The organism is Gordonia sp. PvP123, from assembly GCF_040547295.1.
In the GTDB taxonomy this organism is placed as follows: Bacteria; Actinomycetota; Actinomycetes; order Mycobacteriales; family Mycobacteriaceae; genus Gordonia; species Gordonia terrae.
The window spans coordinates 270004-285045 of sequence record NZ_JBEPPN010000006.1 but is presented as its reverse complement, the minus strand read 5'-3'; the positions used below and the strand labels follow the sequence as shown (position 1 = coordinate 285045).

Here is a 15042-nt window from a genome sequence, read left to right as displayed (position 1 = left end):
CCGACGGCCGGATCGAATTCGAGCGTAGAACCTCAAGTTCGGTTGAGGTCAACGTCGCTGGTTTGCTCGCGCGCGGAGATAGAGCGCTCATATCTCCGCTGATGCGGGTACGGTGTTGCAGTGACCGCAATTCGAATCAGGGACGCCGCCGCGCTGCTGGGCGTCAGTGACGACACCGTCCGGCGCTGGGTCGCGACCGGCGTCTTGGAGGCCTCCGACGACGGACCCGTCGCCACCGTCGACGGGGCGCGGCTCGCCGCCCTCGCCCGCGAGCGCGCGGTGGCACCGGACGACGGGGCATCGGTCGGACGCTCGGCTCGCAATCGGTTCACCGGGCTCGTCACCGACGTCCGCACGGATGTGGTGATGGCCCAGGTGACCCTGCAGTGCGGACCGTTCGAAGTGACGTCGCTGATGAGTGCGGACGCCGTTCGCGAACTCGATCTGCGGCCCGGCGTCGTGGCCACGGCCGTCGTCAAGGCGACGACCGTGATCGTCGAGACCAACCGGGAGAACAGATGAGAAGGCTTGCCGTCGCGGTCGCGACGACCGGACTGCTGCTCGTGGCGGGGTGCTCGTCGTCCGGCGGAACGGACACCGACTCCACCGAATCCACCGCCACGACGACCCTCGACGTGTCGGCGGCGGCCTCGCTGAAGAAGACGTTCACCGCGATCGCCGACGAGTTCGAGCAACAGCACGACGGGGTCACGGTGCGCATCTCGTTCGACGGTTCGTCCACGCTGGCCAACCAGATCGAGCAGGGCGCGCCGGCCGACGTGTTCGCGAGTGCCGACGAGAAGAACATGGACAAACTCGGCGATCTCGCCGTCGGCCCGGCGGTCTTCGCCACGAACACACTCGTGATCGTTACGGCGCCGGGCAATCCCCGTGGCATCGCGTCGTTCGCCGACCTGAACAAGCCCGACGTGACGGCGGTCATCTGCCAGTCGGCTCAGCCGTGCGGTGCCGCGACCGAGACCGTCGAGCGCAACACCGGTGTCACCGTCGACGCCGCCTCCGAGGAACAGTCGGTGAGCGCGGTGTTGACCAAGGTGACGACCGGCCAGGCGGACGCGGGTGTGGTCTATGTGACCGACGCCCGAGGGGCCGGTGACAAGGTGGCCACCGTGACCGACCCGGCCTTCGCGGCCGTCGTGAACTCCTATCCCATCGCGACCCTCACCGGGGCCCGGAATGCCGACCTCGCCAACCAATTCGTCGACCTCGTCCGCGGCGCGGATGGTCAACGCATCCTGCGCGAGGCCGGCTTCGGAGCGCCTTGACCATCAGTTTGTTCATCCGCTCACGACGCGACCCCGCGGGGTTGCCCGGGTGGACGTACGGCCTGGCACTGATCGGTGTCGGACTGATCGTCCTCCCTCCGCTGGCGCTCCTACTCCGTTCGCCGTGGGCCACCTTCGTCGAGCAGATCTCGTCACCCTCGTCGCTCGACGCACTGCGATTGTCGCTGATCACCGCCGGTGCCAGCACCGTCATCTGCCTGATCGTCGGGGTGCCGATGGCGCTGATCTTCGCGCGACACGACGGTCCGGTCATCCGAGTGCTCCGCGCACTGGTGTTGCTGCCCTTGGTGTTACCGCCCGTGGTCGGCGGTCTCGCATTGCTGTACACCTTCGGCCGGCTCGGGATCGTCGGCGAGCGCCTGCACGCGGCCGGCCTCGACATCGCGTTCACGACAACGGCTGTCGTGCTCGCACAGACCTTCGTGGCGCTGCCGTTCCTCGTGATCAGCGTCGAGGGCGCGGTGCGCGTCGTCGGGACGCGATACGAGGAGGTCGCCGCGACCCTGGGTGCCGGTCCGACCCGGACCCTGTGGCGGGTCACCCTCCCGTTGGTCCTGCCGTCTCTCGTCGCGGGCCTGGTACTCGCTTTCGCGCGGGCGCTGGGGGAGTTCGGTGCGACGATCACGTTCGCCGGTAATGCGCCCGGGGTGACCCAGACCGCGCCGCTGGCCATCTATGTGTCGGCCATCGACGACCCACAGGCCGCGATCCCGTTGTCGCTCATCCTCGTCGCCGTGTCGTTGGTCGTCGTCGTGGGAGTGCACAGCCGCCGGTCGCGTCTCGGGGGTGGCTTGTGACCGGAGTGGATCTGGAGGTGTCCATCGACCTCACGGTGCCCGCGTTGCGCGTCGAGCACCGTTTCGCCGCCGGCACGACCACCGCGGTCGTCGGGCCCAACGGGGCGGGCAAATCGACGATGTTGCGCGTTGTCGCCGGCCTGCTGCGCCGAGATGACCGGTGCCGGATCACTCTTGGCGACAAGGTGTTCAGCGACACCACGACGTTCGTGCCGCCGAGCCGGCGCGGAATCGCACTGCTGTCGCAGGATGCTCGCCTGTTCCCGCATCTGACGGTCGCCGACAACGTGGGGTTCGCGCCTGCGGCGCAGCGTCTGGCGAGGTCGGAGATCCGGGAACGAGTGGAACGCTGGCTGTCGGCAACCGAGGTCGCCGACCTCGCCGACCGCAAGCCGCACCAGCTCTCCGGTGGGCAGGCACAACGCGTCGCGATCGCTCGGGCCCTCGCCGCGCAACCGCGAATACTGCTGTTGGACGAGCCTTTCCGTGCACTCGACGTCGACGTCGCGAGCCGGTTGCGAGCACTGCTGCGTACTCTTCTCGCCGACCGGGACCGCACGACGATCATGGTCACCCACGACCCGGTGGACGCCCTCGGGCTGTGCGACGACATCATGGTCCTGGAGGGCGGCCGCGTCGTCGAATCCGGCTCCGCGCGCGATGTTCTGACACGTCCCACAAGTCGTTTCGCGGCGTCGTTGTCCGGGCTCAACCTGTTCGTGGGCATCCTGGACGCGGACGACGCCGTCGTCGACCCGTCAGGCAATCGGGTCGTCGGCAGCGCCGGTGACGACGGGCCACAACCGGGTGCGGGCGCCGCTGCCACGTTCTCGCCACGGGCCGTCGCCGTCTACCTCGAAGCGCCCCACGGTAGTCCGCGTACCACGCTGGCCGCCGGCGTCCGTGACATCGCGCCCCGGGGTGACCACGCCGTGGTGACCGCCGAGGTGGGGAAGCAACTCGTCGCGGCCGAGGTCACCTGGGCGGCGGTCGCCGACCTCGGGCTCGTCACCGGACTCGCGGTTTACCTGGTGGTGAAGGCGAGCGAGGTGCGGATCAGCGCCGTGGGCCCCGGCTCGCTCTGACCCGCGCCTTGCGGGTCGAGGTTCGTCGGGTGGCTCTCACTCCCCGAGCGGCCCGTCGCGGTGGGCTTCGAGCACGCGGGCCTTGAGATGCTTGTAGCCCCGGACGCGCAGTGTCGGCATCGATTTGAGGTAGAAGCGGTCGTCACCACCGAGCTGGTCGGCGATCGCGTCGTCGATGAGTGTGGTTCCGGGACGGGCCGACCCGGCGAGACGCGAGGCGATGTTCACCGGCTCGCCGAAGACGTCTCCGAGTCGGGCGAGGACGGAACCTCGCGCCATGCCGACCCGCAACGGGGGAAGACTGTCGTCCGTGGACAGCTGATGGATCTCCAGTGCTGCACTCGCCGCGGCGGGGGCGTCGTCGAAGGTGAACATGACCGCGTCGCCGAGGGTCTTGATGACGCGCCCACCATGATCCACGACCACGTCGAAGGTGTCGTCCTCGAACGAGCCGAGCAGGGACTCCAGGTCATTCAGATCGATGCGCCGGGAAAGACTTGTATAACCGACGATGTCGGCGAAGCCGACGATCAGGTCGATCTCCTCGTCGTCGGAGTGATCGGTGTGACGCTCGATCGCCTGCGCCATGTGCCGACGCCAGATGAGTTGCTGGATCTGGCCGAGCGCGAGACTCATCTGGTCGAAGTCCCACGGCACCGCGGGGTCGTCGACGATGTCACGCAGCAGGTCGGCTTCCCACTCTGCCAGCCGGGACATCGTCTGTCCGATGGCTCGGGCCATCGCGATCTGGCTGGTCTCCGGCATCGCCGACGAGGAGGACGCGAACATGCGCAGGGCGGCGAGGTCGCGATCGGAGAAGACCTTGTCCGAGGAAGGCTGACGCACGAAACCGAATGCATTCCAAGCCTTCTCGGCGAAATCGGCGGACAGCCCGAGTTCGGCGACCAGTTCGTCGCGAGTGTAGCGGGGGCGGTCCCGCGCTTCCGAGGCGTCGTTCATCCGATCCGAGTCCCATCTCCGGCGTCGGCTCAGCATAGCGGCAGACGGGGGCGCCCGACCCCTCGTCACGCAGAAGGTGCAGCCGCCGCAGCCGCCGCGGACAGGGCGACGGCAACACCGATCATGACGAACCCGAGCGTGTATCCGACGTCCGACGGTGCGCCGGGGGCGTCGCCACCGACGGTGACCAGGCTGGCCATGAGTGCGGCACCCACCGCGCCGCCGACTGTTCGGATGTTGACATTCATCCCACTGACGGCGCCCGTCTGGTCCGGCGGAACGGCGGCGATCACCAGGTTGGAGACCGCGGAGAACGCCAGTCCCAGTCCGACACCGACGATTGTGCACCAGACGTAGATCAGGCCGGCAGCGGTGTGCGCGGCCGCGAGGGCCAGGTAGCCGACAGATGCGACGAGGGAGCCGCTGATCAGCAGGAGTCGGGCGCCGAATCGTCGGGTCAGGCGACCGGCGAACAGTCCCAGCACGAACATCCCGGCCGAGATGGGCATGATCATCAGTCCAGCGATCGTGCTCGACGCACTGAACCCGAACCCGTCCGTCTGGGAAGCCTGGAGGAACTGCGGCAACGCCGTGAACGCGGCGAACATCCCGACCCCGAGCAGGAAGGACGACAGGTTGCCCGCCCACACGGTCGGCTCCCGCATGATCCGGACGTCGATGAGGGGTACCGCACTTCGGAGTTCGACGGCGAGCCACAGTCCGAAGAGCAGAATCGCCATGGCGACCAGCCCGGCGAACTGCCACGACACCCACCCGATCGTGGGCGCCCGGCTGATGGCGACCAGCAGCGTGAGGAGCCAACCCGCGAGAACGACTGCGGCGGGCCAGTTCACCCGCGCGTCCGACGAGCGTGTGCTGTCCGGTGCGACCACGATTGCCGCGCAGACCGCCGCCAGCGCGATCACCACACACGGCAGGCCGAACAGCCACCTGACGCCGAACGTCGACTCAATTGGTCCCGCGATGACGATCCCCATCCCGAAACCGACCGCGATCAGTGCGGCGATGGACCCGATTGCACCTGCCACACGCGCCGGAGGGAAGACGTCGCGCACGATGCCGAACGCGGCGGGCAACAGACCGCCGGCGACTCCCTGCAGCACGCGCGAGACGATCATGGCCGCCAGAGTGGTGGCGAATGCTGCCATCACAGTGCTGATCGCGAGGACCACGAGGCACCAGACGAACACTCTCTTGCGGCCGAACAGGTCCCCGCACCGTCCGATGATCGGGGTGCACACCGATGCCGACAGCAGGAACGACGTGAGGACCCACGTGATGCCGACCGAGTCGGTGCCCAACTCCCGCTGGAGTGCCGGTAGCACCGGGATCACCACCGACTGCAGCATCGCCATCGACGAAACAGCCACCGCGAGAACGAGGAATGTCGGACGGTGAGAGTGATGAACCCCGTCGAGGGGGAATTCCGGCGCGACCTTGCCGTCGGACACGATCCACCCCTTTCCGGGACATAGTGAAGTGAACTCAGTTAAGGTGGCAGGTACGCGCCGAGTCAAGGGGCGGACATGGGCAGAAGCCGCGAACGGTTTCCGAGCGAGGAGAAGACATGACAGACAACGGCGTCGACCTTCTCGTGATCGGCGCGGGTATGGCTGGTTGCACCGCGGCGGCCAGGGCTGCGACCCAGGGCCTGTCTGTGTGTCTGGTCGACGTCGCCGACGATGTGGGCGGGTCCGCCCGGTACGCGGGTTACGCGTGGACGATGCCCGACCACGAGGTGATGGCCGAGCAGAACCCGGATGGCGACCCGGTGTTGCGTCGGCGATTGGTCGACGGCTTCGGTCCCGCCGTCCACTGGCTGCGCGAGTTCGGCGCCGATGTCGGTCCCGCGCAGCGGATTCTGAGCTACGGCCGCGGTCATCGGTTCGACACCAACCACTACGTCGACCTGTGTCGGAGGACCGTGACGGACCACGGTGGCGAGATGCTCCTGGGCACGGACATCGAAGAACTGTTGATGTCGGCGGGCGCGGTCGTCGGTGCCGTCGTCCGGCGCCCCGGGGAGTGGACCCGCGAGATCGAGGCGAGGCACACGCTCATCGCCACCGGCGGGTTCCAGGCCGACCCGGATCTGCGTGCGCGTCACCTACATCCATCGGCGCGAAACACCGCACTTCGATCGAATCCGAACAGCCGCGGCGGCGGGCTGCGTCTCGCGGCCGCGGCCGGGGCGGCTTTCGGCACCGCCGGCGCGGGCTTCTACGGCCATCTCATCCCCAGCGAGATCACGTTCACCGACGCGGATTACGTCGAACTGGCGTTGTACTACAGCGAGCACGCGCTGCTGTTCAACCTCGACAACAAGCGGTTCACCGACGAGTCGCTCGCCGACCACCTGACGACGATGGAGTTGCTCGCGCAACCGGAGGCGCGCGGCCTGCTGATCGGCGACGCGCGAGTCCATCGCGACTGGATGACGACGGCGTACGTCGAAGGTGCGATCGCACCGGACAAGTTCGCGCTGGCGAGCAAGCGAGGCGGCCGCGTCGGGGTCGCGGAATCCCTCGACGAACTGCAGTATCTCCCGGAGGAATGGGGTTATGACGGCGCGGTCATCGCCGCCGAGATCGAGTCGTACAACACGGCTGTGCGCGACGGCACGCTATCGGTCCCGCGTGCGCTGGACCCGATGCCGCTGGACGAGCCGCCGTACTACGTCATCGAGACCGTCCCGGCGGTCACCTTCCCGTTCGTCGGCATCCGGATCGACGAGAACGCCCGCGTGACCGATGGGTCCGGTGATCCGATCCCCGGATTGCTCGCCGCCGGGTCGGACACCGGCGGTCTGTGGTACCGCGCCTACGGCGGCGGGTTGGCGACAGCCCTGGTCTTTGGTCTCGCCGCGGCCGACACCGCTGCTTCGGCCTAGCGGTCACGGGCGGGGAGTCGCGGGCCGCAGGCGCCCCGAGAGGGTCATCCGTTCGGACGCACCACGGCCCGCCCGGCGACCTCCCCACGCCGAAGCAGCTCGTAAGCCCTCGGCGCATCCTCGAGCGTGAATTCCACCGTCTCCGCGGACAAACGGCCGGCAGCGGCGAGCTCGACCACCGCCGACAGGTCCGATCGCGTGCCCCAGAACGGTGCACCCACCTGCCATCCCTGGGCGAGTCCGAGGTCTTTGCCCACGAGTACGCGTCCGCCTGCCGTGCCGACCACCACGAGCCGCCCACCGGGTCCGAGGAGCTCCAGGGAAGTCTCCACCGTCGATGGTGCGCCGGCGAAGTCGAGAACGAGGTCGGCGCCGCCGAGACCGCGCACAGTCGGATGAGCCTCGTCGACCGAGGCGTGGGCGGAGATACACCCCAGCGTCGACGCGAGGGCCTGCGCGTCCGGACGCTGATCGACGGCGATCACCGCGGAGACGCCCAATGCCGAGAGGATCTGCACGGCCATGTGGCCGAGCCCGCCGACGCCGATCACGACCGCGACGGTCGACTCGTCCACGACGTCCAGGTTCATCCGAATAGCGTGGAAGGCCGTCAATCCGGCGTCGGCGAGGGGAGCGGCGAGCCCCGGGTCGAGGTCGCCGGTCGGGACGAGGACCTCATCCGACGGCACGAGCAGCTTCTCGGCGAGTCCACCATGGTGGCCCAGGCCATTTCCGATACGCGGTAGGGGCTCGCCCGGGACCCGCGCCAGGTGCAGACAGTAGTTCTCCCGTCCGCGAAGGCAATTGCGGCATCGCCGGCAGGCCCAGATGCCGTGCACCACCACGCGCCTGCCGAGCCAGGACGAGTCCGCGGACGGCCCAGCCCCGACGACCGTGCCGGCGGTCTCGTGGCCGAGGGTGAGTGGGAGCGGATAGTCGAAAATGCCCGCGCCGGAGTCCATCACGTGAATGTCCGACAGGCACAGCCCCGCCGCGTCGACGCGCAGGACCAATTCGGCGCCGATGGGTTCGGGGTCGTCGATCTCCCGGACCTCTGGTGGCGTTCCCCATTCGACGAGCTGAACGGCGCGCATGATCAGTTCCTCTCGTCGAGCGTCACGAGCGTCTTGCCGAGGTGATCGCCGTGCAGCATCGCGATCATGGCTGCCGGGGCGGACTCCAGGCCGTCGAAGACCTTCTCGTCGAACCGTATCCGTCCGGCGGACAGATGATCGCCGAGTTCCTCCTGCATCGCCGGGGTGAGGTGGTTGAACGAGCCGGCCCGGTAGCCCTCCATGCGGATGCTCTTGGCCACCAACTGGAACAGGTTGTGGGGGCCGGGAACCGGGTCCCCGGCGTCGTAACCGGAGATGGCGCCGCACACGGCGATCCTGCCGCCGGCCCGCATCGCGTCGAGCGCGGCGGTCAGATGGGCGCCGCCGACGCTGTCGAAGTACGCGGTGATGCCCGCGGGAGCAGCCTCGGCGAGTGACTCGGCGAGAGGCCGCGCGCGATGGTCGAACGCCGCGTCGAGGCCGAGCTGGGAGAGCAGATGATCCACCTTCGGCGGGCTGCCCGCCGATCCGATGACGGTGGCACCGCGCTGCCGTGCCAGCTGCGCGACCAGACTGCCGACCGCCCCCGCGGCCGCGGACACCCAGACCGTGTCGTCGGCCTCCACGTCGAGGATCACGGTCACGCCGACGTAGGCGGTGAGGCCGGAACTACCGAGGGGACCGAGGAACCAGTGGTCGGGGAAGCCGCTCGGCTCGATCCGGGTGGGGGCGCCGTACCCACCGAGGGTGCCGGCGTCGCCACCGAGGATCGCGAGGTCGCGGTACCCCTGCGTGTGCGAGACCAGATCGCCCACCGTGAAATCGGGGGACCGGGACTCGACGACCTCGCCGAGGGCGAGACCCGCCAGCGGCTCACCGATGGCCAACGGCGGGAGATATCCGTCCGGCGTCTGGGCTTCCAGCCGGATGCGTAGCGACGGGTCGATCGACAGCCAGGTGTTGCGGACCATGACCTCGCCGTCGGCGAGCGTGCGCACCGGTGTCTCGACGATGTCGAAGTCGTCGACGCGCAGCGCGCCCTCCGGCCGGCGTGCCAGACACAGCTGTCGGTTGGCCATGATCTCCTGCGTTCTCCTACGGTGAGCTGCGGCGGCCGGACGTGAGTCCGGTCAGAGCGGGGTCGGGGTTTCGCTGCGGTGGGAGCCGCGGACGCCGAAGTGCTCCACTCCGTCGCGAGCATCGACGCGTACCACCTCGCGGTCCACCAGTACATCGAGGTGCGCCATCGTCTCGCATACGGCGATCAGTTGATTGAACGTGTCCAGTGCGCCGAAGGGGCGATTGTGTCGAGTCCACGGCAGACGCTGTGCCACCGCATGTCCCGGTAGTGGTCGTCCGTGACCCGCGAGCAGATCGACGATCTGGGTGAACCGGTGCTCATGGTGTGCGAGGAGAACCTCTGCGCGAGCGCGGATCTGGCCACCCACGGCGCCATGCGCGGGCGCGATGGTGTGATCGCGATCGTCGACGAGCAGTTCGAGAGACCGGAGGAACTTCGCGAGTGGCATCTCCCAGTCGCCGAGCTCGAAACCGATCGAGGGCGTGATGGTCGGCAGGATGTGATCGCCGGTGAACGACAGCCGGTGATCGTGATCGTGGAAGACGATGTGTCCCTTGGTATGGCCGGGCGTGTGAACCGCTTCGACACGTCGGCCGGGAAGAGGGAGGAGCCCTGGCTCGAGCCAACTGTCGGGCTGCTCCCAGTCCGCGATGGAGAACGGTTCGTCGATCGTCATCGCGTGGACGGTGTCGGCAAGCTCGAGAGCACCGGCCCGCCGGACCTCACGCAGGGACGACGTCGGGACGTTGCTGTCGACGCGGGCGATCTCGGCCAGGCCCGGGGCCTCGGCCGCCCCGAGGTGGACACGACATCCGTGTCGTCGACGTAGCTCCACCGCGAAGGTGTAGTGGTCGCGATGGATGTGGGTCACGAAGACGTCGTGGATCTCGTCGGGTGTACGCCCGATGACGGACAGTGCTTCGGTGAGTTCGCGGTGGGTGTCCGGCCGGTGCCAGCCGCCGTCGATGAGCGCGATACCCGAATCTGTCTCGAGCACATAGATGTTGACCGCTCGCAGGCCGTCCTGCGGTAGAGCCAGCGGGATCCGGTGAACGCCATCGACAACGGGGTGGCATCCCGCCTCGAGCCACGTCGTCGAGGAACTCCCGACGGTCACGACGTCGGTTCGGTCAGCGGCACCATGGTCATCTCGTCGCCGTACCAGATCATCCGACGCCCGCGCATGCTGCCGACGTGGGCGACGGCCGCCTTCCACTCAGGGCTCGCGAGTGCGGCGTCGAGTGCTTCTCGCGACTCGAAGCTCAGCACCGACAATCCGTCCCATCCCGACGACTTCTCGTCGATACCCTCCACGATCTCCGTGTGCTGCCATCGGAGCAGACCCGGCAACGGGTAGGTGACGTCGGCGTGCTCGTCGCGCCACCACTCGATGAACTGGTCGTGGGTCCAGTCGCTGGGGCGCGATGCCAGCACCATGAGGTTGAACATTGTTGCTCCTCTTGAAGATTTTCACACGGCCTGGCCGGCGAGCCGGGTGGCAAGCGCGATGGCGTCGGGCCGCGAGAGTTTGCCGACTCGATTCTGGGGAAGGTCCTCGACGGCGAACACGTACTCGGGCCATTTGAACTTGGGGAAACCGGATCGGTCGAGCTCGTCGGTGACCGCCGCCAGGGTCATCTCGGCTCCGCCTGCCACGACGAGGGCCGCGGCGCGTTCACCGAGCATGTCATCGGGTACGGGTACGACGCAGACCTGTACGACACCCGGGATGCCGGCGATGGCGCTCTCGACCTCGTTGATGTCGATGTTGCGCCCACCGCGGATGATGATCTGCTTCTGGCGTCCCATGACCTGGATGAAACCGTCGTCGGAGACCTCCACGAGGTCGCCCGTCGGCAGGAATCCGTCCGCGGTCAGCTCCGGCGGGTGCGGCTTCCCGTCCCGGGCGTAGCCGACGAACAACGACGGTCCGCGAACCTGTGCATCGCCGATCTCCCCGGCGGGCAGGGTGGCGCCGGATGCGTCGACGGCGCGGACCACGGTACCGGGAAATGGCTTGCCGTCCTTGCCGAGCCGGCGTTCGCGAGGGTCGGAGGGGAGTGGTGTGGTGTGCCCGAGGCACTCCGACATCCCGAACACGCGGAGGAACGTCGTGCCCAGTGTCTCCTCGGCCTCGGACAGTGCGCGGACGTTCATGGGTCCGCCCCCGACGGTCATGGCCCGCAGCGCCGTGAGGGGAGTGTCGGAACCATCGGCGATGGACAACTGGAGTGCCATCGTGGGAACGAGCATGGTCCAGGCGACCTCGTGGTCGCGCATGGCGGTCAGCGCACCCGCCGGTGTCCACCGATCGATACAGACCATCGTGCCGCCCAGGAACGCGGGAAGGTACATACCGAAGCAGAAGGCCGCGACCGAGGAGAGCGGCACGAAGGCACCGATCGCGTCGCCGGCACGGAGACCGACTGCGTCGATGGTGCTCTGGGCCGCGTACCGAATCGCCTCCTCGGACTGCACTACGCATTTCGGCCGTCCGGTGGAACCGGAAGTCATCGCGATGGCGGTGCCGCCCGACCAGCGAGCGATGGGACCGAAGTCCGGTCGAGCCAGTACCGTGCGATGCGACCCAGCGGCGAGTCGGGAACCGAAACGTCCGTCGTCGGCACCCCAGTGCGCCAGCACATCGTCGTCGGCGATGACGACGTCGGGGGCGATGTCCTCCACCGCGAGGTCGAACTCCGACGCCGTGGCATGTGGACTGAACACGGCGACGAGACCGCCACGAAGACCGACGCCGACCGCGCAGGCCAGCGTGTGCCAGGTGTTGTCGGCCTGGACGATCACGGTGGGTGCGGCCGCGTCGTGCGTGGCGAGCGCATCGGCGATCGCCCGGGCGGTGTCGACCACGTCGCCGAGCCGGTGCTCCCCGAACCGGTCGATGACCGCGACCTGGTCCGGCGCCGTGGCGGCACGATCGATCAGTTCTGTTGCCAGTGTCCTCATCTCACCTCACCTCCGAACATCTCCAACGTAACTCTTCGACCTCTCGGGCCCGAGCCGATCCGGGTTGCCGTCATCGGGCCGTCCAGCCGCCGTCGACCACGAGGGTCTGGCCGGTGACATACGAGGCGGCGTCGGACGCCAAGAACAGGACCGCCCCGTCGACCTCACCGTCGCGACCACCGCGTCCCAACATCGTGTTGCGCCGGACCCACCCGGCCGACTTGTCGTTGGTGAACAATCCGTCGGTCATCTCGGTGTCGAACCAGCCGGGCACGACGGAGTTGACACGGATGCCGCGCCGGCCCCACTGCCCCGCCAGCTCGCGTGTCATGCCCAGGGTCCCGGCCTTCGACGCGGCATAGGAGGCGCCACCGATCGGGGCCGTCGAGACCAGGCCGATGACCGACGCGATGTTGATGATCGACGTCGTGGCGTCCTCGTCGAGCCGGCCGACGAGATACGTCGAGAGGTGGAAACCGGCCAGCAGATTCAGATCGAGAATCGCCGAGAACCCCTCCGGCGTCTCCTGTTCGGCGTCGGGCGGACCGGCCATCCCGGCATTGTTCACCAGCACGTCGGCCCGCCCGGTGGCGAGGAAGGCCTCGTCGACGAGCTTGCGGCGACTCGCATCGTCGGTGACGTCACACCGGACAGGGACGATCGCCGGGTACTTCTCTGCGAGTTGTTCGAGCCGATCGAGGCGACGCGCGGCCGCGAAAACTGTTGCGCCGGCGGACGCCAGCGTCGTGGCGAAGCCCAGGCCCAGTCCGGAGGACGCGCCGGTGACGATCGCGGTGCGCCCGGCGAGTCCGAACAGGTCCGACAGAGCGTGTTCAGTGGTGGTCGTGGTGGTCACTGTGGCCTCCTCAGTAGACCGCGGTGCGGCCGCCGTCGACCGGGATGAGTGCGCCGGTGGTGTAACCGGCGTCGTCGCTCGCGAGGTGCGTGACGAGTCCCGCGATCTCCTCCGGCCGTCCCAGCCGGCCGGCAGGCAGACGGTCGGTGACGAGCCCGATGAACTCGTCATCCCAGTTCTCGGCCATGTCCGTCGCGAAACTGCCCGGCATGACACAGTTCACGCGGACGGTCGGCGCGTACTCCTGGGCGAAGGCCTGGGTCAGGGCGTTCAGTCCGTTCTTCGCCGCGGCGTACATCGCCTCCGCGGGACTGGGCCGGACGGCACCGATACTCGAGATGTTGATGATCGAACCGCCTCCCGCGGCGCGCATCCGATCGCCCGCGACGGCCATCAGTCGGAACGGCCCCTTCACGTTCACCTCGATGGTCTTGTCCCACAGCGATTCCGAAACCGACACCAGGTTGTCGGCGAGCGGGGCGATCCCGGCGTTGTTGACGAGGATGTCCAGGCTGCCGTGACGTTCGATGATGCCGTCGACGGCGGGCTCGAGCTCGTCCCAACGACCGACGTGCAAGGCGAGGGAGTGGGCCTGTCCGGGGACGTCCTCGAGAGCGTCGACGGCGTCGGCGCAGGCGTCGGGCTTGCGGCTGGACACGATCACGGTCGCGCCGGCCTCTTTGAGGCCGCGGGCGATCGCGAGCCCGAGTCCGCGACTCGCGCCGGTGACGAGGGCGACCTTCCCGGTGAGATCGGTACTCATGAGTGCTTCTTGACCTCCAGTCGGGCGATGGTGCGGAGATGGACCTCGTTGGGGCCGTCGGCGATCTGCAGGGCACGCGTGATCGCGTGGAGACGGGCGAGGACGGTGTCGTTGCTGACCCCGGCGGCGCCGAAGGTCTGCACGGCGCGGTCGACGACGCGGTGCGCGACCTCCATGGCGGAGACCTTGATCGCGGCGACCTCGGACCTTGCGGCGGCGTTGCCCTGGGTGTCCATCAGCCACGACGAGTACAGGACCTGCAGCCGGATCTGATCGATCTCGATCCTGCTGCGCGCGATCCACTCCCGGACGACCCCGCGGTGGGCGAGCGGTCCTCCGAACGCGTGCCGCTCCAGCGAACGCTTGCACATCATGTCGAGCGCCCGCTCAGCCATGCCGACCGCTCGCATCGCATAATGCATGCGGCCCGGGCCGAGACGCCCCTGGGCGATGGCGAACCCGTCGCCCTCCGCGCCGAGCATGTTCTCGGCCGGCACGCGCACGTCGGTGAATTGCACCTCGCCGTGACCGAGGCGGTCGGTGAAACCGAACATCGGCAGATCGCGGAGCACCTCGATACCCGGGGTGTCGAACGGCACCAGGATCATGCTCTGCTGACGGTAAGTGGGACCCGTGGGATCGGACTTGCCCATGAAGATGATGAGCTTGCAGTCGGGGTCGAGAACGCCTGAGGTGTACCACTTCCGGCCGTTGAGGACGTAGTCGTCACCGTCGCGCGCGATCGTGGACGTGATGTTCGTTGCGTCCGACGATGCGACGGCCGGTTCGGTCATCGCGAAGGCAGACCGGATCTCGCAGTCCAGCAACGGCTTCAACCACTGCTGCTTCTGCGCCTTGGTGCCGTACATGGCGAGGATCTCCATGTTGCCGGTGTCGGGCGCGGAGCAGTTGATCGCCTCGTTGCCGATGATGGACCGGCCGACGATCTCGGCGAGCGGTGCGTACTCGAGGTTCGTCAGCCCGGCGCCCAGTCCGTCGTGGGTCATGAAGAGGTTCCACAGGCCGCGATCGCGGGCGAGCTTCTGCAGGTCGCGCATGATCTGTGGCTGTTCGTGCGGGTTGTAGTTCTCGGCGATCTGCTCGTCGTACACCCGCTCGGCGGGATAGACGTGGTCGGTCATGAACTCCTCGAGCTGTGCGGCGAGCTCGCGGGTCCGTTCGGAGTAGGAGAAGTCCACGGTGAAGCCTCCAGGCTGGGTGGTCGGTGATGCCGGACGAATCCGGTCAGGAGATCGGTGTCAT

Annotated in this window: 15 protein-coding genes; 5 read left to right on the top strand and 10 right to left on the bottom strand. The window is 68.1% G+C overall.

The annotated features are described in order from the left end of the window. Positions 1 to 120 precede the first annotated feature (120 nt). Genes ABIC25_RS13815 through ABIC25_RS13800 form a run of 4 tightly spaced genes read left to right on the top strand, consistent with a single transcriptional unit; the run spans position 121 to position 3189 of the window. On the top strand, positions 121 to 522 hold the full coding sequence (locus ABIC25_RS13815) for a TOBE domain-containing protein (protein WP_004018975.1): 402 nt from the start codon (positions 121 to 123) through the stop codon (positions 520 to 522). After that, on the top strand, positions 519 to 1286 hold the full coding sequence (modA, locus tag ABIC25_RS13810; RefSeq protein WP_354561894.1) for a molybdate ABC transporter substrate-binding protein: 768 nt from the start codon (positions 519 to 521) through the stop codon (positions 1284 to 1286). Before ABIC25_RS13815 ends, modA begins: the two co-directional genes overlap by 4 nt. Continuing rightward, positions 1283 to 2104 carry an ABC transporter permease gene (locus ABIC25_RS13805; protein ID WP_354561893.1) on the top strand — a complete coding sequence of 274 codons (822 nt, stop codon included), beginning with the start codon at positions 1283 to 1285 and terminating at the stop codon, positions 2102 to 2104. Before modA ends, ABIC25_RS13805 begins: the two co-directional genes overlap by 4 nt. Then, complete coding sequence (locus tag ABIC25_RS13800; RefSeq protein WP_354561891.1) at positions 2101 to 3189, top strand: sulfate/molybdate ABC transporter ATP-binding protein; 1089 nt, start codon at positions 2101 to 2103, stop codon at positions 3187 to 3189. The genes ABIC25_RS13805 and ABIC25_RS13800 overlap by 4 nt, the downstream gene beginning before the upstream one ends. Positions 3190 to 3225: 36 nt before the next feature. On the opposite strand, the gene ABIC25_RS13795 is transcribed toward ABIC25_RS13800, so the two are convergent. Both ABIC25_RS13795 and ABIC25_RS13790 read right to left on the bottom strand, forming a co-directional pair. Next, positions 3226 to 4149 carry an adenylate/guanylate cyclase domain-containing protein gene (locus tag ABIC25_RS13795; protein WP_354561889.1) on the bottom strand — a complete coding sequence of 308 codons (924 nt, stop codon included), beginning with the start codon at positions 4147 to 4149 and terminating at the stop codon, positions 3226 to 3228. A gap of 65 nt (positions 4150 to 4214) precedes the next feature. Then, a complete protein-coding gene (locus ABIC25_RS13790) occupies positions 4215 to 5621 on the bottom strand; it encodes an MFS transporter (RefSeq protein WP_354561888.1) in 1407 nt (468 codons plus the stop codon). Positions 5622 to 5737: 116 nt separating this feature from the next. Between ABIC25_RS13790 and ABIC25_RS13785 the strand changes: the two genes are divergently transcribed. After that, positions 5738 to 7060 carry an FAD-dependent oxidoreductase gene (locus ABIC25_RS13785; RefSeq protein ID WP_354561886.1) on the top strand — a complete coding sequence of 441 codons (1323 nt, stop codon included), beginning with the start codon at positions 5738 to 5740 and terminating at the stop codon, positions 7058 to 7060. Between the two features lie 44 nt (positions 7061 to 7104). Here the strand turns inward: ABIC25_RS13785 and ABIC25_RS13780 are convergent, their stop codons facing one another. The 8 genes from ABIC25_RS13780 to ABIC25_RS13745 form a co-directional block, all read right to left on the bottom strand. After that, on the bottom strand, positions 7105 to 8154 hold the full coding sequence (locus ABIC25_RS13780; protein WP_354561885.1) for an NAD(P)-dependent alcohol dehydrogenase: 1050 nt from the start codon (positions 8152 to 8154) through the stop codon (positions 7105 to 7107). Between the two features lie 2 nt (positions 8155 to 8156). Beyond that, positions 8157 to 9194 (bottom strand): NADP-dependent oxidoreductase, encoded by a 1038-nt coding sequence (locus ABIC25_RS13775; protein WP_354561884.1) that lies wholly within the window; start codon positions 9192 to 9194, stop codon positions 8157 to 8159. 51 nt (positions 9195 to 9245) lie between these two features. After that, positions 9246 to 10313 carry an MBL fold metallo-hydrolase gene (locus ABIC25_RS13770; protein WP_354561883.1) on the bottom strand — a complete coding sequence of 356 codons (1068 nt, stop codon included), beginning with the start codon at positions 10311 to 10313 and terminating at the stop codon, positions 9246 to 9248. Then, positions 10310 to 10645 (bottom strand): EthD family reductase, encoded by a 336-nt coding sequence (locus ABIC25_RS13765; RefSeq protein WP_354561881.1) that lies wholly within the window; start codon positions 10643 to 10645, stop codon positions 10310 to 10312. The genes ABIC25_RS13770 and ABIC25_RS13765 overlap by 4 nt, the downstream gene beginning before the upstream one ends. A 21-nt stretch (positions 10646 to 10666) precedes the next feature. Further along, a complete protein-coding gene (locus tag ABIC25_RS13760) occupies positions 10667 to 12160 on the bottom strand; it encodes a class I adenylate-forming enzyme family protein (RefSeq protein ID WP_354561880.1) in 1494 nt (497 codons plus the stop codon). A 70-nt stretch (positions 12161 to 12230) separates the two neighbouring features. Beyond that, positions 12231 to 13016 (bottom strand): SDR family NAD(P)-dependent oxidoreductase, encoded by a 786-nt coding sequence (locus ABIC25_RS13755; protein ID WP_354561878.1) that lies wholly within the window; start codon positions 13014 to 13016, stop codon positions 12231 to 12233. A gap of 10 nt (positions 13017 to 13026) precedes the next feature. Continuing rightward, on the bottom strand, positions 13027 to 13779 hold the full coding sequence (locus ABIC25_RS13750; protein WP_354561876.1) for an SDR family NAD(P)-dependent oxidoreductase: 753 nt from the start codon (positions 13777 to 13779) through the stop codon (positions 13027 to 13029). Continuing rightward, positions 13776 to 14978 carry an acyl-CoA dehydrogenase family protein gene (locus tag ABIC25_RS13745; RefSeq protein WP_354561875.1) on the bottom strand — a complete coding sequence of 401 codons (1203 nt, stop codon included), beginning with the start codon at positions 14976 to 14978 and terminating at the stop codon, positions 13776 to 13778. The genes ABIC25_RS13750 and ABIC25_RS13745 overlap by 4 nt, the downstream gene beginning before the upstream one ends. Positions 14979 to 15042 lie beyond the last annotated feature (64 nt).

Excerpts from the sequence above, each read along its gene's own strand:
- modA (WP_354561894.1), top strand. The coding sequence starts at position 519 with ATGAGAAGGCTTGCCGTCGCGGTCGCGACGACCGGACTGCTGCTCGTG.
- ABIC25_RS13795 (WP_354561889.1), bottom strand. The coding sequence starts at position 4,149 with ATGAACGACGCCTCGGAAGCGCGGGACCGCCCCCGCTACACTCGCGAC.
- ABIC25_RS13785 (WP_354561886.1), top strand. The coding sequence starts at position 5,738 with ATGACAGACAACGGCGTCGACCTTCTCGTGATCGGCGCGGGTATGGCT.
- ABIC25_RS13780 (WP_354561885.1), bottom strand. The coding sequence starts at position 8,154 with ATGCGCGCCGTTCAGCTCGTCGAATGGGGAACGCCACCAGAGGTCCGG.
- ABIC25_RS13775 (WP_354561884.1), bottom strand. The coding sequence starts at position 9,194 with ATGGCCAACCGACAGCTGTGTCTGGCACGCCGGCCGGAGGGCGCGCTG.
- ABIC25_RS13765 (WP_354561881.1), bottom strand. The coding sequence starts at position 10,645 with ATGTTCAACCTCATGGTGCTGGCATCGCGCCCCAGCGACTGGACCCAC.
- ABIC25_RS13760 (WP_354561880.1), bottom strand. The coding sequence starts at position 12,160 with ATGAGGACACTGGCAACAGAACTGATCGATCGTGCCGCCACGGCGCCG.
- ABIC25_RS13750 (WP_354561876.1), bottom strand. The coding sequence starts at position 13,779 with ATGAGTACCGATCTCACCGGGAAGGTCGCCCTCGTCACCGGCGCGAGT.